Source organism: Komagataeibacter rhaeticus, assembly GCF_011611525.1.
Taxonomy (GTDB): Bacteria; Pseudomonadota; Alphaproteobacteria; order Acetobacterales; family Acetobacteraceae; genus Komagataeibacter; species Komagataeibacter rhaeticus.
In genome coordinates this window covers 2,848,614-2,867,025 of record NZ_CP050139.1, presented here as the reverse complement: position 1 = coordinate 2,867,025, position 18,412 = coordinate 2,848,614, and the positions used below count along the sequence as shown (strand labels likewise).

Below are 18,412 nucleotides of genomic sequence, written 5' to 3'. Positions count from 1 at the left end.
AAAGAAATGCCGGAACCCGAAGGTCCCGGCATGGGGCAATCGCAGGCAGCCTGATCAGGCGGCGCGACGTTCGCGCAGGAACTGGAAGAATTCCACCCCTTCGCGCAGGCGGCGCTTCATCATCTGCGGGCTGCGGACCATCTCGTTCAGGATCGAGGCGATCTTGGGCGCGCGGAAGTAGAACTTCCGGTAGAACTCTTCCACGCTCTGGAAGATTTCGGTGTGCGACAGATGCGGGTAGTGCAGGGGCGCAATCTGCACGCCGTTATCATCGATCAGTTCGGCGTTCTTCTCATCCAGCCAGCCATTCTCGGTCGCCTGCTTGTGCAGGAACGTGCCAGGATAGGGTGCCGCCAGCGAGACCTGCAGGGTGTGCGGGTTGATCTCGGTGGCGAAGCGGATGGTTTCCTGGATGGTTTCCTTCGTCTCGCCCGGCAGGCCGAGGATGAAGGTGCCGTGGATCTTGATGCCCAGCTCGTGGCAGTTCTTGGTGAACTCGCGCGCCGTCTCGACACGCATGCCCTTCTTGATGTTGTGCAGGATCTGCTGGTTGCCGCTCTCGTAGCCCACCAGCAGCAGGCGCAGGCCGTTGGCCTTGAGCACTTCCAGCGTCTTGCGCGGCACATTGGCCTTGGCGTTGCACGACCACGTCACACCCAGCTTGCCCAGTTCCTTGGCAATCGCTTCGGCACGCGGCAGGTCATCGGTGAAGGTGTCGTCGTCGAAGAAGAATTCCTTCACCTGCGGGAAATACTGCTTCGCCAGACGGATCTCGGCCGCCACATGCTCGGGGCTGCGGGTGCGGTAGTGGTGGCCACCCACCGTCTGCGGCCACAGGCAGAAGGTGCAGCGCGACTTGCAGCCACGGCCGGTATAGATCGAGATGTAGGGGTGCATCAGGTAACCGATGAAGTAATCCTCGATCTTCAGGTCACGCTTGTACACCTCGGTCACGAACGGCAGGCTGTCCATGTCCTCGATCATGGCGCGGTCGCGGTTATGGACGATCTTGCCGTCCCCGTCGCGCCAGGAGATGCCATCGACATCCTTCCAGTCACGGCCTTCGGCCATTTCCTTGATGGTGAAGTCGAACTCGTTGCGCGCCACGAAGTCCACCGGCGGGGCGTTGAGCAGGCTTTCCTCGGGCTGGACGGCAACCTTGGCGCCCACCATGCCGATCTTGACCTTGGGATTGGCGTCCTTGATCATCTGCGCCACCCGCACGTCCGAGGCGAAGGACGGGGTGGAGGTATGCATGATGACGAGGTCGCGGTTGCGCACGTCTTCCAGGATCGGTTCCATGCCCATGCGCGCGGGCGGCGCATCAATCAGGCGGCTGCCTTCCACCATGGCGGCGGGCTGCGCCAGCCATGTGGGGTACCAGAACGACTTGATTTCCCGCTTGGCCTGATAGCGGGAGCCGGCCCCACCGTCGAATCCGTCAAACGAAGGCGGCTGGAGAAACAGGGTTTTCATCATGCTACGCATATCCTCGGGTTCTGGCGGGGAAACGGGGTTCCCTTATACCCGTTCTTATTGACTACAGGGTTGGTTTTTCAAAGCAGGCCCAGCCTGCCCATGGGGGGTCAGTCACGGGGTGATGCCGGCTGTGAGCGCGATGTCATGACCGAATGGGGCGTGACATGCATTGTCTGTCCGCGCCAGGCAACCCGGGTGCCGGTTACGCTGCCCACCATGATCGCGGCCGATATCCAGTCGCGCAGTGGCAGCAGCAGCAGCGGCAGCAGGCTGCGTTGCGCCAGCGTCCGGTCCAGTATGAAGGAGCATACGCCCCGCCATGCCCATGTCCCGGCAAAGAAGAACCACGTCCACGCGGCATGCGGGGCCAGGAGCACCGCGACACTGGCCCAGAACAGTGGCAGCTGGATGGCGGAGGCGGCATAGCCCGCCGGTTCCAGCGTCTTGACCGTCCGGCCCCAGCGCAGTTCATGCGCCAGCACCTCGCGCATCGAGGTTTCACCCACCGTGGTCCATGTCATGCACGCGGCAATGGCAATGTCCTTGCCACGCTCGCGCACATAGCGACCCAGCATCGCATCATCGGCAACATGGGGCACCAGGGCTTCCAGTCCGCCTATCGCCTCAAGCATGGAGCGGCGCAGCGCCATGGTCGCCCCCAGGCAGTCCTGCCGCCCCAGATAGCGCGACAGCATGACACCGGGCAGGAAGTTGTGGTTGATCTGGCATGCCGCCAGCAGGCGCGGCACCGTGGGGGAAGCGGGCAGCCCCGCATAGAGCGTGGTGACCAGCCCCACATCGGCGGGGACCAGCGCGCCCACCACATGGCGCAGGTAGTCGGGCGCCACATGGATGTCCGAATCGGAGATGACCAGCACATCATGCTTCACGCTGCGCATGATGTTGATCAGGTTGCCGATCTTGCGGTTGACCCCGTGAAAGGTGGAGTCGACCACCAGTTCCATGTCCACCGCCGGATGCCGCTCCATCAGGCGGCGCACGATGGGAATGGCCGCATCATCTTCCGACTGGACGCCAAAGACGATCTGCATCTGGGGATAGTCCTGCGTGCAGAAGCTTTCGAGCGCCTCTTCCAGCAGGGGTTCATCCCCATGCAGCGGCTTGAGCACGGACACGGGTGGCATGGGCACCTGCCGGTCCACCCGCTTTTCCTGCCAGCGGAAACGCGAGACCAGAACGGTGCCAAGCGCTGCCTGCATGCACCCGGCGGCCGCAACGGTCGCGGCCAGTCCGGCGGGTGAAACAAGAGCGTTGAAAACAGACATTATCTTTCCGGCAAGGTCCCGCGTATGGAGCGAATCAGAAAAAGGCGTAAGGGAGGGGTGCGATCACTCTTCCGAGAACGTCTTGATTTTTTTCTGTAGCAGATTTGTCAGTTTTTGCACATTGCCGCCAGACAGGGCCGAACTGAAATCGGCCCGCTGGGCCGCGACCTGGCTGATATGGGCATTGAGCAGCACATCCACGATCTGCCAGCCCCGGGCGCCCGAACGCATCACGTAATTGATTTCGGTGCCATTGGCGTCATCGGACGAGCCGATGCGTGTTACAACAATACGGTCATTGCCAACGGGGGATGCGGTCACGGCGGGATCGATGGTGAAGCGCGCGTCACTGCCCGGCTTGAAGCTGGAAACATAGCGGGCGATCGTGAACTGGCGGAATGTGGCCAGCAGGGCCTGCTTCTGGTCATCGGGCAGGGTCGCGTAACGCGGGCCGACGGAGGAGGCGAGCACGGCTTCCATGTCATAGGCATGGTCGATGGCCGGGGCCAGGATCTGCGAACGCTGCTCGAACGAGCCGGCACCCTTGGCCTGGATGCGGTCAAGCGCTGCATAAAGCGCCTTGATCGGTTCCTGCACCTGCGCATCGGATGCGCTGGCGGCATGGGCTGCATGGATGGAGAAGACGGCAGGGACGACCGGTGCCGCCATCAGGCTGGCGCACAGCACCAGCGACGTGGTTTTCAGGACATGTTTCATAATGTTCATGATTTCGGTCCGTTTGCTGTCTTTAGCAAGGGCTGCGTCATGCTGATTCCGACACCCAGCGCCTCAAGGGCGGTATTGGTAATGGCCGCCGCATCCAGCCCTGCCTCGATATACTGGGCATCCTGGGTGTTATGATCGATGAAGCGGTCGGGCAGGGTCATGGGGCGGAAGCGCACGCGGTCGAGCAGTCCGGTCCTGGCCAGATGGGTCATGACAAAGCTTGCGAACCCGCCGACCGAGCCTTCCTCGATGGTGATCAGCACCGCATGGTTGCGTGCCAGCTGCTCGACCAGCGCGGTGTCGATCGGCTTGGCGAAGCGGGCATCGGCCACGGTGGGGGACAGGCCGTGGGCGGCCAGCATGTCGGCGGCCTTCAGCGCGTGTTCCAGCCTTGGCCCGAGCGAGAGGATGGCAATGCCGCCCTGTTCCGGCCCGGACTGGCGCGCCATCTCGCGCACGATTCGCCCGCGCCCGATTTCCAGCACCTCGCCCGCCGCCGGAAGCGCCAGCCCCAGCCCCGCGCCACGCGGGTAGCGCAGGCCGATCGGGCCTTCGTCAAACGCGATGGCGGTGGCTGTCATGTGCATCAGTTCCACCTCGGTGCTGGGCGCCATCAGCGTGATGCCCGGCAGGCAGCCCAGGTAGGCGATGTCGAACGACCCGGCATGCGTCGCGCCATCGGCGCCCACCAGCCCCGCGCGGTCGATGGCGAAGCGCACCGGCAGCTTCTGCAGCACCACGTCATGCATCACCTGGTCATAGGCGCGCTGCAGGAAGGAGGAATAGATGGCGCAGAACGGGCGCAGCCCCTCGGTCGCCATGCCGGCGGCAAAGGTCACGGCATGCTGTTCGGCAATGCCTACGTCAAAGAAGCGGTCGGGATAGGCCTTGGCAAACTTGTCCAGCCCGGTGCCCGACGGCATGGCGGCGGTAATCGTGACGATCTTGTCATCCGTCGCGGCCTGGCGCACCAGTTCCTTCGCAAAGACCGAGGTGTAGCTGGGCGGGCCGGACGGGCCTTTCTTCTGCTCACCGGTCACGACATTGAACTTGGAAACGGCGTGATACTTGTCCCCCGCCGATTCGGCAGGCTTGTAGCCGTGGCCCTTCTCGGTAATCACGTGCAGCAGCACGGGGCCGACATCCTCGGCATCGCGCAGGTTGCGCAGGATGTGGACCAGCTGGTTCATGTCGTGGCCATCCACGGGGCCGACATAATAGAAGCCCAGTTCCTCGAACAGCGTGCCGCCGGTCATGATGCCGCGCGCGTATTCATCCGCCTTCTTGGCCGTGCGCTCCAGCCGGCCGGGCAGGCGCTTGGCCATCTTGGCGGCGAGTTCACGCAACGACAGGAACTTGCGCGAGGACATCAGCCGCGAGAGATAGCTCGACATCGCGCCCACCGGGGGAGCGATCGACATCTCGTTATCGTTGAGCACCACGATCAGGCGTTCCGCACCCGGCCCGCAATGGGAGGCATTGTTCATCGCCTCATACGCCATGCCGGCCGAGATCGAGCCATCGCCGATCACGGCAATCACGTTGCGCTCGCGGTAGGAGGGGTCTTCCTCCGCGCGCAGGTGATGGGCCACGGCCATGCCAAGGCCCGCCGAGATGGAGGTGGAGGAATGCGCCGCCCCAAACGGGTCGTATTCGCTCTCGCTGCGCCGGGTGAAGCCCGACAGCCCGCCCGGCTGGCGCAGGGTGCGGATGCGCTCGCGCCGCCCGGTCAGGATCTTGTGCGGGTAGGCCTGGTGGCCCACATCCCAGATCACGCGGTCATCGGGGGTGTCGAACACGGCATGCAGCGCCACGGTCAGTTCCACCACGCCCAGCGAGGCCCCGAGATGGCCGCCGGTGGTGGAGACGGCATCAATCGTCTCGGAGCGCAGTTCATCCGCCAGCTGCCTGAGCTGCTCCACCGAAAGGTTGCGCAGGTCATGGGGGGCCCGCACACGGTCAAGCTGCGGGTAGCGACCAAGGGTGGGAATCGCGGGTCTGGTCTGGTCCATGATGTTCGCGTCCATTTTCTGCGCAGGCCCTTGCCCCGCCTGCGGGGAGGAACCGGCCCGGGTTTCGGTTTGGCCGGTCGGCCCCGGGATCGGGACCGGATGCCAGGCTGCTCCGGCGGTGATGAATGGCGGCTCATGGCACGAAAACCATGGCGACCGTAGCGTAATCGCGATGTGTTACTCCGGTTAAGCGTGTAAATACAGTCTCTAATTCCCTGACTGTTGTTAATCGGCCACACCGAAGCCAATAGCAATTGAATACAGGATGGTTTCTGTCCTATACCCTCCCGAAAGGCTTCATGTGTCGTACAAGTCCGCAACCTCGGCATGCTCTATGTGCACGGCTGGGCGATGTTGGGCTTGTTTTCTTGTAGGTGGATGTGACCATAGTCCAGCCTACCAGACTTGAAATATGAGACCGGCGGTTGGGCCGGTGCAGGAGCAGAGGTTTCATGGCCGTTCCTATTATGCAGGCAGTCCGCGTTGGCGCCTATGTTGTCAAGCAGCATGTCACGCGGCGCAAACGTTATCCGCTCGTGCTGATGCTCGAGCCGTTGTTCCGCTGTAACCTGGCCTGCGCCGGGTGCGGCAAGATCGACTATCCTGCGCAGATCCTCAATCAGCGCATGACCGTGCAGGAATGCCTTGATGCGGATACCGAGGCCGGCGCGCCCGTGATTGCCGTGGCGGGCGGCGAGCCGCTCCTGCATAAGGAAATGCCGGAAATCGTCCGCGGGCTGATCGGTCGCAAGAAATACGTCTACCTGTGCACGAACGCCCTTCTTCTGGAAAAGAAGATGGACGATTACGAACCGAACCCGTTCTTCTCGTGGGATGTGCATCTTGATGGCGATCCGGCCATGCATGACGCATCGGTCTGCCAGGACGGCGTGTACGAACGTGCCGTCGCCGCGATCAAGAAGGCAAAGGCGCGCGGGTTCCGCGTATCGATCAACTGCACCCTGTTCGACGGGGCCGACCCCAAGCGCGTCGCCGCCTTCTTTGACGAAGTGATGGCCATGGGCGTCGATGGCATCATGACCGCGCCGGGCTATGCCTACGAGCGCGCGCCGGATCAGGAACACTTCCTGAACCGCCAGAAGACGAAGCAGCTGTTCCGTGACATCTTCCGTCTGGGCAAGGGCAAGAAGTGGCGCTTTACGCAGTCGCCGCTGTTCCTGAACTTCCTGGCGGGCAATGAACAGTACCACTGCACCCCGTGGGGCAAGCCGCTGCGCAACGTGTTTGGCTGGCAGCGCCCGTGCTACCTGCTGGGTGAAGGCTATGCCAAGAGCTTTGAGGAGCTCATGAACGACACCGACTGGGCGGCTTACGGCACCGGCAACTATGAAAAATGCGCCGACTGCATGGTCCATTCGGGTTACGAGTCCACGGCGGTGATGGATGCGGTCCGCCGCCCCTGGCACATTGCCAAGGTGGCGCTGTTCGGGCCGGAGACGGAAAAGCCGATGGCCCCGGAAATCTCGCTGGCGCACCAGCGCCCGGCCGAATACGTGTTCACCCAGCATGTGGATGCGAAGATGGCGGAACTGGCGGCCCGCAAGAAGCCTGCGGCCCCCCCGCGCGTGAACCGGGTTTCGGCGCCGGCGGAAACGGCCGACGCTGCCGACTGAGCCTGCGTTCAGGCCATCTGCATATCATGACGACTGGAAAGGCGGGGCATTTGTCCCGCCTTTTCTGTTATGGCCCCCCATGCGGGGCCTGTGCCCGCGCGGGCAATTATGTTGTAGGATGGCGGGATCATGGTTGTCTCACTGATTGTCATATTGTGCCTGGTCCTGCTCAACGGACTGTTTGCCATGGGCGAACTGGCGCTGATTTCCGCCCGGCGGGCACGGCTTGCCATTCTGGCCCGCAACGGCACCAAGGGGGCTGACCGCGCGCTGAGGCTTGCGGCCGACCCGCAGAGTTTCCTGCCCACCGTCCAGATCGGCATGACCCTTGTCTCGATTCTGGAAGGCACGTTTGGCGGCAACAGCATCGAGGCCGGGGTCAGTCACTGGCTGTCCCATGTACCGGCCCTGCGTTCCATTGCCGATGAACTGGCCATGTTCCTTGTGGTCAGCGCCATAACCGCCGTCATGCTGGTGCTGGGGGAACTGGTGCCCAAGCAGATTGCCCTGCAGCAGCCCGAACTGATCGCGGCGCGCCTGTCGCTGCTGCTGGAATGGATGGCGTGGGTCACCCGCCCGGTGGTGTGGCTGCTGGGCCGCTCATCCGAACTGGTGCTGCGGCTTGTGGGGATTGGCGGCTCGATTCGTCAGTCGGTCTCGGTAGAGGAACTGCGCGCCTATATTGCCGAAGGCGCGCAGGCGGGCGTGCTGGAGCAGGAGGAGCGCGACATGATCGAGCGTCTGCTGCGGCTGGCCGAACGCCCGGTACGCGCCATCATGACACCGCGCAACGAACTGTGCTGGGTCGAACGCCATGTCCCGCGTGCGCAACTGCTGCAGGTCCTGCGTTCGACCACCTATTCGCGTATCGTGGTGTGTGAGGGGGGGGTGGATAATCCCGTTGGCATCATCCTGGCCAAGGACATGCTGGACCGCTTCCTGGATGGCAAGAGTCCCTCGGTCGAGATCGGGCTGCGTCATCCCATCTCGGTGCCCGATACGCTGTCCGCCTTCGACATGCTTGAGCGCATGCGGGCCTCGCCGCTGGGGCTGGCGCTGGTGCTGGATGAATACGGGTCGTTCGAGGGGATCGTGACCTCATCCGACCTGTTTGGCGCCATCGTGGGCGAACAGCATGAGCCGGGCAGCACGCCGCCCCAGCGGCTGGGGCACGACAACGTGCTGGTACTGGATGGCGCCATGCCCGCCGATGAGGTCAAGGACCGGCTCGGCCTGTCGGACCTGCCGGCGGAAGGCAGCTATCATACGCTGGCGGGACTGATACTGGCCCTGCTGCGCCGCGTGCCGGCCAGGGGGGACAAGGTTGTGTTCTCCGGCTGGCTGTTCGAAGTGCTGGAAATGGAAGGCCGCCGGGTCGTGCGCGTGCAGGCCAGCCGTCAGCTCCTGGCTGAAAACTGAAAACCAACTTAAATAACGCATTGATAAAAAAGAAAAGTGTTTGGTGAAGCTTTTTCAAAAAGCTTCAGGAAATGCTGCTTTTTTGGAAAAAGATAGCACCCACAAACTTTTTCCCATGCTGTGCGGGCTGTCCCAAAAAAAGGGGCGCATCCCGGCAAGGATGCGCCCCTTTTTCGTAGGTATCCGGTGCCATGGCCCGGTCAGTGGAGAGTGTGGCCCCCATGCCCCGCCATGGCCACCTCGGCCCCGAAGCCGGGCCATTCATTGCGGGCCAGTGTCTCAAGCGAGGGGGCGGCAACGCCCAGCCGGTCGGCATAGATCCACAGATAGGTAAAGGCCCGGCGCACGTAGTCCCGCGTTTCGGCATTGGGCAGGCTTTCTATGTACAGCAGGGGGTCTTCATCTTCCGCCATGGTGGCGCTGCGGCGCGAGATGGCCGAAGGCCCGGCATTGTAGCTGGCCAGCATGCGGATCATGTCACCACCGGGCGGCACATGCGCGCCATCGGCCTGCGTGGAAAGCTGGGCCAGATACAGCACGTAGCGCTGCCCGATATCCAGATTGGTGGCCGGGTCATGCAGCGCAACCGGGCGGCGGGTGAAGTGTTCCTTGTCATGGATGACAAAGTCCGCCGTGACCGGCATTACCTGCATCAGGCCATGTGCGCCGGAGCCGGACACGGCATTGCTGTCGAAATTGGATTCCAGCCGGGTCAGGGCATAGACCAGTGCCGGGTCCATGCGGAAGCCATGCTCGGGCTGCAGCGGCGGCAGCGGGAAGCGGGCGGTGTGGGTATTGTGCTCGCTCTCGTTGGTGTCGATCAGCATGAGCATCTGGGCGGACAGCGCCTTCATGCCCATGGCATCCGCCACCATCTGGGTAGAGTGGCACAGTGCCGCGTCATTCTGGATGTCGGGCCACATGCGGCGCAGTGCGGCTTCCGCCCGGTCGCGCTCGCCTACCTGCAGCAGGGCGAAGGCACGCCGGCCGACAGGGGTGGCCGCCACGGCCTCAATGTCGATTTCACCCAGGACCGGGCTGCCGGCATGGATGTCCTGCCGTTCCGTGGCAAGCGTTACATCACGGCTCGCGGCAATGGTGTCGGGCGTATGGCCAGCCCTGCCGCCGGGCGTGCGCCGCAGGCCAAGGATCTGTGAGGCCAGCTGGCCATAGAAGGTGTGGGGTGCCGCCGCCGCCCGGTGCAGCCATGGCTGGTAGGCCGCCACATCGCCCATGGCCTGATGGGCGCGGGCGGCCCAGTAGGCGGCGCCCGCGCGGATGCTTCCCGGTGTCAGGCTGGCGCGGGAGGCGGCTTCGAACAGCGGTTCGGCTATGTCGGGACGGGCCTGCCGCCACGCGGCCAGTCCCGCCACGTAACCGGCAAGGCCCAGCCGCTGGCCGGATTTTTCAAATGCTTCGCGCGCCATGGACAGGGCCAGCCGGTTTTCGCCGCTGCTGAACATGCTCATGGCTATTTCGGCCTGCAGGTGGGCGGCATACAGGTCATTCATGCCCGGTGTCATGGCAATCAGGCGCAGGGCGCTGCGTGCCCCCTTCACCCCCTGTGCCGCGCGCTCGCGCACGGTGTGGTCAAGCAGGCTGTTGCGGGTAAAGACGCGCAGGGAGGGATCATCCTCCTCCGGCAGGCGGATATGCTGGGGCGGGTGTGCGCTGTCCAGCGCGTTGTTGGTGGGGGCCGGCGGCAGTGGCCCCCCCCTGTTGGGCATGGCGGACAGCAGCGCATAGATGGCCGGTGAATCCGCCAGTCCCGAAAAGGTACGCAGCCACAGCCGCAGCTGTCCCGCGCTGGGATGGTAGGCGGGGTTGAGGTAACGCGCGGCCAGGATGTCACCCAGCAGGGTATCGTCATGGATGGCGGCCGTCTCGCGGATGGCATCATCGAAGCGGCCATCGGCCTGCAGGCGGAACACCCGGCGGATATGGCTGACATCTTCCGGTGAGAGCGGCCGGGGCAGCCCGGCGTTACCGTGCGCGGGCAGGCGTGGAAGGGCGAGTGCCGTTTCCTCGTTATGGTCACCGGCGGGGGTTGGATCCTGATCCATCCTGCCGGCTTCCACTGTTTGGGCACGCAGCGGCGCGAACGCGGCTCCTGCCAGAAAAGCGGCGCCAGCCAGAAAGGCCGTCACCGCGTGATGGGGGGTATTGATTGTCCCTCGCATGGCGAAGCGGATTTAATCCCTGCGCAGACAGAAAGCAATAGCTAATGCGGATCGCGCAGGTAAATAAGTTTTCAGAACAGATACTGCAACTATTATGTACAGCTATGAAACGCCTGCCGGAACTGGAACGAATATCATCCTTTGCGCATGCTAATAGCCGGGAATGATTATGTTAATACCCTTTATGATTTTGCAGCCATGTTCCCAAGTGTTTCACGTATTGACAGCATGTCCCGCCATGTGTCGCGGCGCGCGGTTGCGCTGGCGCGCAACTGCTGGGGGTGACGCATGGCCAGCACCGGCACGCTGGGCGCGCTGGCCGTGGGGGGCAGGCCGTGTGCGGGCAGGGTCAGGCTGCGCCACCGGCCCCGCATGCGGGCCGCGGTAGCCCCCCCTTCCAGCAGGAGGGAGACCGGCAGGTTGCCCATCACGATGACATGCGCCGGACGGGCAAGGATGATGGCGCGCTGGATGAAGGGCAGGCAGATCCGGGTTTCGGCCTCGTAGGGGGGGCGCCCGCCGGGCGGGCGCCAGGGAATGACGGGCGCCCGCAGCAGGCTGTCCCACGCAATGCCGATACTGGCGAACATGGCCCCGACCAGTGCCCCGCTTTCCCCCGCGAAGGGGTGGCCACTGCGGTCCTCATCGGCATCGGGGGCTTCGCCTATCAGCATGAGCGGCGCGCCCTGCGGCCCTTCCACGCCAACGCTGTGGGTTGCCGTCTCCCGCAGCGGGCAGGCGCTGAAATCACGCATGGCCGCATGCAGTTCCGCCAGCGTGCCCGCGGCCTGCGCCGCCGCCTGGGCCGCGGCCACGGCCTGTTCCACCACCGGGGCGGCCGGACGTGGCGTGGCGGGACGCGCGGGGGGGGGCGCAGGGGGCGGGGGGTGGTTATTTCTGTGTCCATTCCCCCTGTCTGACTGTATGGGGGGGGACTGTGGCACGGGCGCGCGGTTGTGTATCGTGGCTGCCTGCGCCATCCAGTCATGTGGGTGGCTGTCCAGTGCCTCATCGGCACCCCATTCCACATACAGGCGCAACAGGGACAGGGAATCAGTCATCGGATGGATATACCCCGCACCGGCACAGGCAATGCAGGCGTGCGCCGTCCCGCCTTCATGCGCAGGGTTTGGCAGCGGACGCCGCACGCGGTAGATTCTGGCGTCATGCTCTTACCTCGTCTGTCACGCATGGTCGTGGCCTCCCTTGTTGTACCGCTCCTGGCCGGGATTCCCAACCGGGAAATGCGGGCGGCCACGCCCGATGACGCCATCGTCCATGCCGGGCAGCAGGATCTGGCCACCAACCTGCTGGTGGGCACCGTTGCCGCCAGCGAGGGGGATAACGCCGAAGCCGCGCGGGCGTTTGCCGCCGCCGCCCGCCTTGCACCGACGTTCCGCCTGTTCGGGGAACGGGCCTTCTTCTACAGCATCATGGCGGGCAGCCCCGAAGCGGCGGCGCTGGCCAGTGTCCAGCCCGGCGGGGTCATGCCCGACCTGGTCATGGGCAATGCCGCGGCACTGGCGGGCCGGTGGGACAGCGCGCTGGCCAATTACCAGAACGCGCCCGACGACCCGATCATGACCCTGGTGCGCCCGCTGCTGCGCGGCTGGGCGCTGCAGGGGGCGGGGCGGACGGATGAAGCGCTGGCCGCCCTGGAGCCGGTGCGTACGGATCGTACGCTGGGGGGGTACTACACCGTGCATGCCGCCCTGATTGCCCGGATGGGGGGCCAGCAGATGAAGGCGGATACGCTTTTCCGCCAGTCCATCGGCATGTCGGGGGGGGACCTGTTTACCGCGCTGGTGCTGGCGCACTGGCTTGTGGCGCAGGGGCATGAAGCGGATGCGCAGGCGCTGGTCAACCAGCGTATTGCCGCCATGCCGGTGCTGGAAGCGGCGCGTCCCGGCATCATGGCCATGATCAGGCGCCCGATCGTGACCCATGCGGCACAGGGGCTGGCGCAGGCCTATGGTCTGGTAGCCCTGCTGATTGACCAGCAGCTTTACGCCCATGATGGCGCGGATGATGACCGCCAGCCCGACATGGCGGCTGAAATCGGCACCCTGCGCGGTACCGAGCAGATGATGCTGCGCATGGCGCTGATGCTGGACCCGGCGGATTCGGAGGCGCGTCTCCTGCTGTCTTCCACGCTGCATAACCGCAAGCAGGACCGTCAGGCGCGTGCGGCGCTGGACGGCGCCCCGGCGGATGATCCGTTCCTGCCCGTCTACCGTACCGAACAGGCGGATCTGGATCTGGTGATGGGCCACAAGGAACAGGCGGCGCAGGAACTGCGCGACCTGCTGCATGACGCGCCCGCCGACCGGATGCTGTGGAGCAGCCTGGGTGATGCCCTGCTGGACCAGCAGAAATGGCCCGAGGCGCTGGATGCCTACCGGCACGCCACCGCCCTGACCCCGCATCGGCTGGAAGGTGACGACTGGCGGCTGCTGTTCGGGCAGGCCATCGCACAGGAGCGCCAGAACCACTGGCCGCAGGCGCGTGCCCTGATCCAGCAGGCGCTCCAGCTTGCCCCCAACGAGGCGGACCTGCTGAACTATCTTGGCTATTCCATGGTCGAGCATGGCGAGAATCCGGCCATGGCCGAAAACTACCTGCGCCGCGCGCTGGCGCTGGCCCCGTCCGATAACCAGATCCGCGACAGTGTGGGCTGGGTGCTCATGCGCCTGGGCCATGTGGCCGAAGGGCTGCCGTTGCTGGAACAGGCGGCCGAGCAGATGCCACAGGACCCGGCCATCAATTACCATCTTGGCGTTGCGTACTGGATGGCGGGCCGCCGGCTGGAGGCGGTGAATGAATGGCAGAACGCCATCCAGTTCCAGCCCGACCCCATGGACCGCCGCAAGATCATGGCGGCCCTGGCCTATGCCAGGGCATGGAAGGCCGGCCCGGCGGCTCCCGGCGTGGCGCTTCCGTCCGATCTCAGGCCGGTCATGGCCACTTCTTCCCATTCACAGTCAAACGGAACCCATCGCTGATGTCACCCCTGCACGAACTGGCCCATGCAAAGATCAACCTGTACCTGCATGTCACGGGCCGGCGGCCGGCGGATGGCTATCACCTGCTGGACAGTCTTGCCGTTTTCGCGGGAGCCGCGGACAGGCTGGAACTGACGGCGGGAAGCGGGCGGGGCGGCCGTGTGACGCTGGACATCAGGGGCCGGTTTGCCGCCGGGCTGGGGGGGGATGACCGTGCCGACAACCTGATCGTACGCGCGGGGGCCGTGCTGCGTGAACTGGTGGGGGCGGACGCCGCGCGCCACCTGCCCGATGTGGCGGTCGTGCTGCACAAGGAGCTGCCCGTGGCCTCGGGCATCGGGGGGGGCTCGGCCGATGCCGCCGCCGCCCTGCGGCTGCTGCTCAGGGTATGGAAGCTGGACGTGCCACGGGCGGCCCTTATGGCGCTGGCCACGCGGCTGGGCGCGGATGTGCCGGTCTGCCTGGACCAGCGTGCCGCCCGGATGGAAGGAATCGGGGAGGAACTGACCCCCGCACCCATCCTGCCACCGTGTGGCATGATGCTGGTCAATTGCGGGGAGAGTGTCTCCACCCCGCAGGTCTTCAGGACACGCGCGCCGGTCTTTACGCCGCGCGCGGTCCTGCCGCCGCAATGGCATGCGCTGGCGGACATGGTGCGTGACCTGTCGGCCCAGACCAACGACCTGCAGGACGCGGCCTGCGCCCTGTGCCCCGAAATCACTACCGTGCTGTCGGCCCTGCGTGCCGCGCCCGGCTGCCGCCTTGCACGGATGAGCGGGTCGGGTGCCACCTGCTTTGCCCTGTTTGACAGCCCGGCGGCGGCACGGGCGGCGCAGGATGCGGTCCAGCGTGCGGGATGGTGGGTCTGGGCGGGGGATCTGTGCCGCAATGGTGGCAACCCGGCCGTTGGCGCGGATTCGATACCGGCCTGACAAAGTGGCGTATCCAGGCCCGTCGGGCATGGCGCGCCATATTGCGGCCACATCGGTATCGGTTATCGGCACCCGGTGGCGGTACGGACCGCTGGCGCGGGCGCATCGCCGCCGGGCTGCCGTCGGCCCCCTGCCCATGGGCGGGGGGGGGATGCGCTCAGGCTACGTGTGCGATGCCTGTTTCCACCGTTCCGGCGGGCGCCATCCAGCGCCGCATCGTATAGGTGCAGTCAATGCGCAGCATCACATCCGTGGCGCATTCCGCCCACAGGCTGGGGGACAGCGTCAGGGTGCCCCGTGTCCAGCGCCAGTGCACGCCGTCATCCGCTTCCTCGGAATGGAAGCCGGGGGCAAGCGCGGCGTGATCAAGGTCAATCCGTGTTTCAGCATGCAGGCCGTCATGGACATACAGGCCGCTGACCGAAAGGCCCAGCGTGCGGTGATCATGACAGTCCGACCCGTTGGCGGGGACGAAGGTCTCTGAAACCAGGCAGGCGCTGCGCGCCGTGGCGGGAAAGCGGAACTGCACGCCACCCTCCACACGGGTGGCATCGATCCGCCGGCCGTCAACCACCAGATGCGGGTCCATGTCGTGCTCCGCCCATTTCCAGCCCATGGCCTGCGCCCGCGCGGTCAGGCGGCTGCGGATGGCGTCAATGACCGGGCCACCGTCAATGAAGGGGCGGGCATAGTCCGCAAGCGTTGCGGGCGTGCGTTCGGGGTCAACCCGCCCGAAGCCGATGGCAAAGGCGGCGCGATTGCCGACATCCATATAGCTTTCGCTGGGCAGGCCATTGGAAATCAGCAGGTCATGACTGTCCAGTTCGATATGGCGGTAACTGACCCTGTCGCACGGTACCTGTGTAATGGTTGTGCCATTGACCAGCTGGAAAGCGGGTACCAGCACTTCATCCATGACCGTGACGGCAATGCCATGACCGGGCGAGACCAGCAGGTCGCGTTCGGGCCGGCCGGGCGCGAAGGCGTGGGCCGCGATGCGCACGGGCCAGCTTTCATGGGTGCCGCTGGCGCGCGCGGCACAGTGGAGCAGGCTCTGCCCAACCCAGCGGACAGGCCGGACGGCGCCCGATGCGGTCACAACCCTGTCGCCCGCCATCAGCGTTTCCACCGGAACGTCACCTGCGGGTGTACGGATGAGGGTCCCGTCCACAAAGCAGGCGGTGGTGCCCCCGACAAAATTGCCCTGTGTTCCGTTCGCGCCCAGCGTTACGCTGTTATAGGAACCATCGGCATTGGGGGTAAGGGGTGTTGCGGACAGCAGGTAGCATGCGCCGGTTGAGCCGTCTGACAGCCACATGGCATCGGTGTTGGAAAAGCCGATCTGCTGGTAGATGCCCATATCGGTCATGGTACCGTTGATATCGGCAGTGACCTGCAGGCCGCCCTGGTTGTCAACGCTCTGGAAGGTATAGCTGCTGGGTGTTGGTCCTGTGCTGGTACTGGTGCCCTGTGAATCAGGTGTTACTGAAATGGTATTGTGATCTATTCCCTGTTCCGTGCTGGCAGAAACAAAATGGTTGCTTCCAGATACCGTATAGTTATTCAGGGTTGAATAGCTTGTCTCTATCTTGTTACCAGAAGAATCGCCGATGCTTGCATAGTCAGTCATTTATCCTGCCTTTAAATTGCAATTTATATCAAAACATTTCGATCGGTAACATATGTAACAATTCATCGCAATGCTGCTCGCAAAATGCGGGCATGCATTCTCCAGCGGCATGATCGATGCTGTTTTTTGGGGAAAAGTACCGGCCATAATCCGGTGGCCGGTTCCGGCCGCCGCGCCGATACTGTGTCGGCGGGCTGTCTTCCGCCCCCTGAAGCCGGGGGGCGGGATGCTGCCTGCTGGCAGGTAAAATGTCAGCTTATATAAGGGAAATCAGGAGACCGGGACCGGACGGGCGCGCGCCGCCCCATGACGGGGCGGGCCATGATGTGGGCAACCGGCAGGGCCGGTCCGGGCCTGTCGCCGCGGGGTTATCCCCGCCTGCGGCGCAGCGCCAGCAGGAGCACGCCCACGAACCCCATCAGCGTGGCAAGCTGGGCATGGCGTGTGGTCAGCAGCAGCGGCATGGCCTTGCGTGTGACCATGTCAAAGCGGCCGTGGGCGGCATAGGCACCGGGTACGGTTTCGTACAGGTCATCGGGTTCATTCCCCTCAACCGGCGTCTTTTCCATCTGCCGTGCATAGCCCCTGCCCGCCAGCCAGCTATCCGACAGGCCGGGCAGGAAGGTGGCCAGCATCCAGTTGCGTACGCCAGACAGGCCAACCCAGATGTCACCCTGCTGGCTGAAGGCGGCGCGGCAGATGGCTTCGGCCGCGATTTCAGGCTCGTAGACCGGCCCCGTCGGTTTCAGGCGCTTGCCGGTATGGTTGCGCGTCCATGAAAAGCGGGGGGTGTTGATGGCGGGCAGGTGCACCAGCGCGATATGGATCCGGTCGCCATCATGCAGGATTTCGGGGCGGATGCTTTCGGAAAAGGCCCGGACTGCCGCGCGGGCGCCATTTTCCACCGCCTGCAGTGGCGGCGGCCGCAGGCTGGCCAGCCGGTCCAGGTTGACAATCGTGCCATGGCCACGCCGGCGCATGCGGGTCAGGGCGGCCCGCGTGCCGTTGACCGTGCCAAGATAGGTGACATCCGTGGCGCGGCGGATCTCATCGGCTTCCAATGCTGCGACCTGTCCGGTCACGCTTGCCCCGGCACAGTTGACCCATAGCGTGATGGGGCCGAGTTTTTCCTCGATGTCCTCCGCCGCCTGGTCCATGGCGGCGGCGTCGGCCACGTCCACGCACACGATATGGGTGCGTACATTCAGCTCGCGCAGTTCCGCCGCCGCATCCCCCAGCCGGTCACGGTTGCGGCCGACAAGGGCGACATCGCACCCGGCGCGGGCAAGTGTGCGTGCGGTGGCGCGGCCGATCCCCGCGCCCGCTCCGGTAATGACGGCAACCTGCTGCGGCATGAACTGTGCTCTCCCACCCATTGGCATCCCGGCCCTGCCGGGCCATGGGGCGCGCGCAGGACAAACTTACGACAGGACCCGTCATATCACGCCCGGTCCCGCCCGAATACTGCCGCATGCCCCGCCTCCGGGCGCGGGAACCCTGTCAGATGTATCTGAGCGCCACGATCCCGACAATGATGGCCACGGCCACCATGCCCGCCACCAGGGGCAGCCTGCGTTCGATAAAGGCCTGGATTGGCGCGCCGAAGCGGCGCAGCAGCGCGGCCAGCAGGAAGAACCGCGCCCCGCGCGTAATGGCGCAGGCCATAAGGAACGGCACCAGCGGCAGATGCGCGGCCCCGCTGGCGATGGTGACGAATTTGAACGGGATGGGGGTCAGCCCCTTGATTAGGATGATCCAGATGCCCCATTCGCGAAAGCGGTCCTGCAATGTCAGCAATGTATGTTCGGCATGATAGAACCGCACTATGGGCATGGCGGCATATTCCAGCAGGAATGCGCCGATGCACCACCCCAGAACCGCCCCGCACACGCTGGCCAGTGTGCAGATGGCGGCAAGGCGGAACGCGCGCGCCCTGCATGTCAGCACCATGGGCACCAGCATGATGTCGGGCGGCAGGGGGAAGACGCTGGCTTCCGCAAAGGCGATGACCGCCAGCCAGATGACGGCATGCGGGCTGGCGGCCAGGCCAATGATGCGGGCGTACAGGCGATCAAGCATTATCGGGCAATGCCACTGTCACCTGCTGGCGGC

Annotated in this window: 13 protein-coding genes; 4 read left to right on the top strand and 9 right to left on the bottom strand. The window is 64.8% G+C overall.

Features of this window, described 5'->3' with window-relative positions; all coding sequences use genetic code 11:
- Nucleotides 1-54: 54 nt before the first annotated feature.
- The 4 genes from hpnJ to dxs all read right to left on the bottom strand — a co-directional run bounded on the left by hpnJ (nucleotide 55) and on the right by dxs (nucleotide 5,518).
- Entirely contained in the window at nucleotides 55-1,479 is a 1,425-nt protein-coding gene (gene hpnJ, locus GWK63_RS13060; RefSeq protein WP_007397671.1) for a hopanoid biosynthesis associated radical SAM protein HpnJ, read from the bottom strand.
- A 107-nt stretch (nucleotides 1,480-1,586) separates the two neighbouring features.
- The gene (gene hpnI, locus GWK63_RS13055) at nucleotides 1,587-2,765 is read right to left on the bottom strand and encodes a bacteriohopanetetrol glucosamine biosynthesis glycosyltransferase HpnI (protein ID WP_007397672.1); all 1,179 of its coding nucleotides are present in this window, start codon (nucleotides 2,763-2,765) and stop codon (nucleotides 1,587-1,589) included.
- A 63-nt stretch (nucleotides 2,766-2,828) separates the two neighbouring features.
- Entirely contained in the window at nucleotides 2,829-3,491 is a 663-nt protein-coding gene (locus GWK63_RS13050; RefSeq protein WP_039998659.1) for an ABC transporter substrate-binding protein, read from the bottom strand.
- The gene (gene dxs, locus GWK63_RS13045; RefSeq protein WP_050800598.1) at nucleotides 3,488-5,518 is read right to left on the bottom strand and encodes a 1-deoxy-D-xylulose-5-phosphate synthase; all 2,031 of its coding nucleotides are present in this window, start codon (nucleotides 5,516-5,518) and stop codon (nucleotides 3,488-3,490) included. The genes GWK63_RS13050 and dxs overlap by 4 nt, the downstream gene beginning before the upstream one ends.
- Nucleotides 5,519-5,955: 437 nt before the next feature.
- Between dxs and hpnH the strand changes: the two genes are divergently transcribed.
- Together hpnH and GWK63_RS13035 are read left to right on the top strand one after the other, a co-directional pair.
- Complete coding sequence (hpnH, locus tag GWK63_RS13040; RefSeq protein WP_034933662.1) at nucleotides 5,956-7,137, top strand: adenosyl-hopene transferase HpnH; 1,182 nt, start codon at nucleotides 5,956-5,958, stop codon at nucleotides 7,135-7,137.
- 129 nt (nucleotides 7,138-7,266) lie between these two features.
- Nucleotides 7,267-8,556: a hemolysin family protein gene (locus GWK63_RS13035; protein WP_034933660.1), complete on the top strand. Its 1,290-nt coding sequence runs from the start codon at nucleotides 7,267-7,269 to the stop codon at nucleotides 8,554-8,556.
- A 200-nt stretch (nucleotides 8,557-8,756) separates the two neighbouring features.
- Here GWK63_RS13035 and GWK63_RS13030 read toward each other — a convergent pair whose 3' ends face one another.
- Nucleotides 8,757-10,736: a transglycosylase SLT domain-containing protein gene (locus tag GWK63_RS13030; protein ID WP_034933657.1), complete on the bottom strand. Its 1,980-nt coding sequence runs from the start codon at nucleotides 10,734-10,736 to the stop codon at nucleotides 8,757-8,759.
- A gap of 182 nt (nucleotides 10,737-10,918) precedes the next feature.
- The gene (locus GWK63_RS13025; RefSeq protein WP_223846541.1) at nucleotides 10,919-11,797 is read right to left on the bottom strand and encodes a uracil-DNA glycosylase; all 879 of its coding nucleotides are present in this window, start codon (nucleotides 11,795-11,797) and stop codon (nucleotides 10,919-10,921) included.
- A 129-nt stretch (nucleotides 11,798-11,926) separates the two neighbouring features.
- Between GWK63_RS13025 and GWK63_RS13020 the strand changes: the two genes are divergently transcribed.
- Both GWK63_RS13020 and GWK63_RS13015 read left to right on the top strand, forming a co-directional pair.
- Nucleotides 11,927-13,738 carry a tetratricopeptide repeat protein gene (locus GWK63_RS13020; RefSeq protein WP_034933652.1) on the top strand — a complete coding sequence of 604 codons (1,812 nt, stop codon included), beginning with the start codon at nucleotides 11,927-11,929 and terminating at the stop codon, nucleotides 13,736-13,738.
- Nucleotides 13,738-14,670: a 4-(cytidine 5'-diphospho)-2-C-methyl-D-erythritol kinase gene (locus GWK63_RS13015; RefSeq protein WP_034933649.1), complete on the top strand. Its 933-nt coding sequence runs from the start codon at nucleotides 13,738-13,740 to the stop codon at nucleotides 14,668-14,670. The genes GWK63_RS13020 and GWK63_RS13015 overlap by 1 nt, the downstream gene beginning before the upstream one ends.
- Before the next feature lie 157 nt (nucleotides 14,671-14,827).
- Here GWK63_RS13015 and GWK63_RS13010 read toward each other — a convergent pair whose 3' ends face one another.
- The 3 genes from GWK63_RS13010 to GWK63_RS13000 form a co-directional block, all read right to left on the bottom strand.
- Nucleotides 14,828-16,300, bottom strand: a complete 1,473-nt coding sequence (locus GWK63_RS13010) for a Hint domain-containing protein (RefSeq protein ID WP_051672184.1) — start codon at nucleotides 16,298-16,300, stop codon at nucleotides 14,828-14,830.
- Nucleotides 16,301-16,668: 368 nt separating this feature from the next.
- Nucleotides 16,669-17,655, bottom strand: coding sequence for an SDR family oxidoreductase (locus GWK63_RS13005; protein WP_034933646.1), 987 nt, complete (start codon nucleotides 17,653-17,655; stop codon nucleotides 16,669-16,671).
- A 145-nt stretch (nucleotides 17,656-17,800) separates the two neighbouring features.
- On the bottom strand, nucleotides 17,801-18,379 hold the full coding sequence (locus GWK63_RS13000; protein ID WP_007397687.1) for a YqaA family protein: 579 nt from the start codon (nucleotides 18,377-18,379) through the stop codon (nucleotides 17,801-17,803).
- Between the last annotated feature and the right edge of the window lie 33 nt (nucleotides 18,380-18,412).

What these genes read in the sequence shown, in the direction of transcription:
- dxs (WP_050800598.1), bottom strand. Translation starts at nt 5,518, where the DNA reads ATGGACGCGAACATCATGGACCAGACCAGACCCGCGATTCCCACCCTT.
- GWK63_RS13010 (WP_051672184.1), bottom strand. Translation starts at nt 16,300, where the DNA reads ATGACTGACTATGCAAGCATCGGCGATTCTTCTGGTAACAAGATAGAG.
- GWK63_RS13005 (WP_034933646.1), bottom strand. Translation starts at nt 17,655, where the DNA reads ATGCCGCAGCAGGTTGCCGTCATTACCGGAGCGGGCGCGGGGATCGGC.
- GWK63_RS13025 (WP_223846541.1), bottom strand. Translation starts at nt 11,797, where the DNA reads ATGACTGATTCCCTGTCCCTGTTGCGCCTGTATGTGGAATGGGGTGCC.
- GWK63_RS13020 (WP_034933652.1), top strand. Translation starts at nt 11,927, where the DNA reads ATGGTCGTGGCCTCCCTTGTTGTACCGCTCCTGGCCGGGATTCCCAAC.
- GWK63_RS13050 (WP_039998659.1), bottom strand. Translation starts at nt 3,491, where the DNA reads ATGAACATTATGAAACATGTCCTGAAAACCACGTCGCTGGTGCTGTGC.
- hpnI (WP_007397672.1), bottom strand. Translation starts at nt 2,765, where the DNA reads ATGTCTGTTTTCAACGCTCTTGTTTCACCCGCCGGACTGGCCGCGACC.
- GWK63_RS13015 (WP_034933649.1), top strand. Translation starts at nt 13,738, where the DNA reads ATGTCACCCCTGCACGAACTGGCCCATGCAAAGATCAACCTGTACCTG.
- hpnJ (WP_007397671.1), bottom strand. Translation starts at nt 1,479, where the DNA reads ATGATGAAAACCCTGTTTCTCCAGCCGCCTTCGTTTGACGGATTCGAC.
- GWK63_RS13030 (WP_034933657.1), bottom strand. Translation starts at nt 10,736, where the DNA reads ATGCGAGGGACAATCAATACCCCCCATCACGCGGTGACGGCCTTTCTG.
- GWK63_RS13000 (WP_007397687.1), bottom strand. Translation starts at nt 18,379, where the DNA reads ATGCTTGATCGCCTGTACGCCCGCATCATTGGCCTGGCCGCCAGCCCG.
- GWK63_RS13035 (WP_034933660.1), top strand. Translation starts at nt 7,267, where the DNA reads ATGGTTGTCTCACTGATTGTCATATTGTGCCTGGTCCTGCTCAACGGA.
- hpnH (WP_034933662.1), top strand. Translation starts at nt 5,956, where the DNA reads ATGGCCGTTCCTATTATGCAGGCAGTCCGCGTTGGCGCCTATGTTGTC.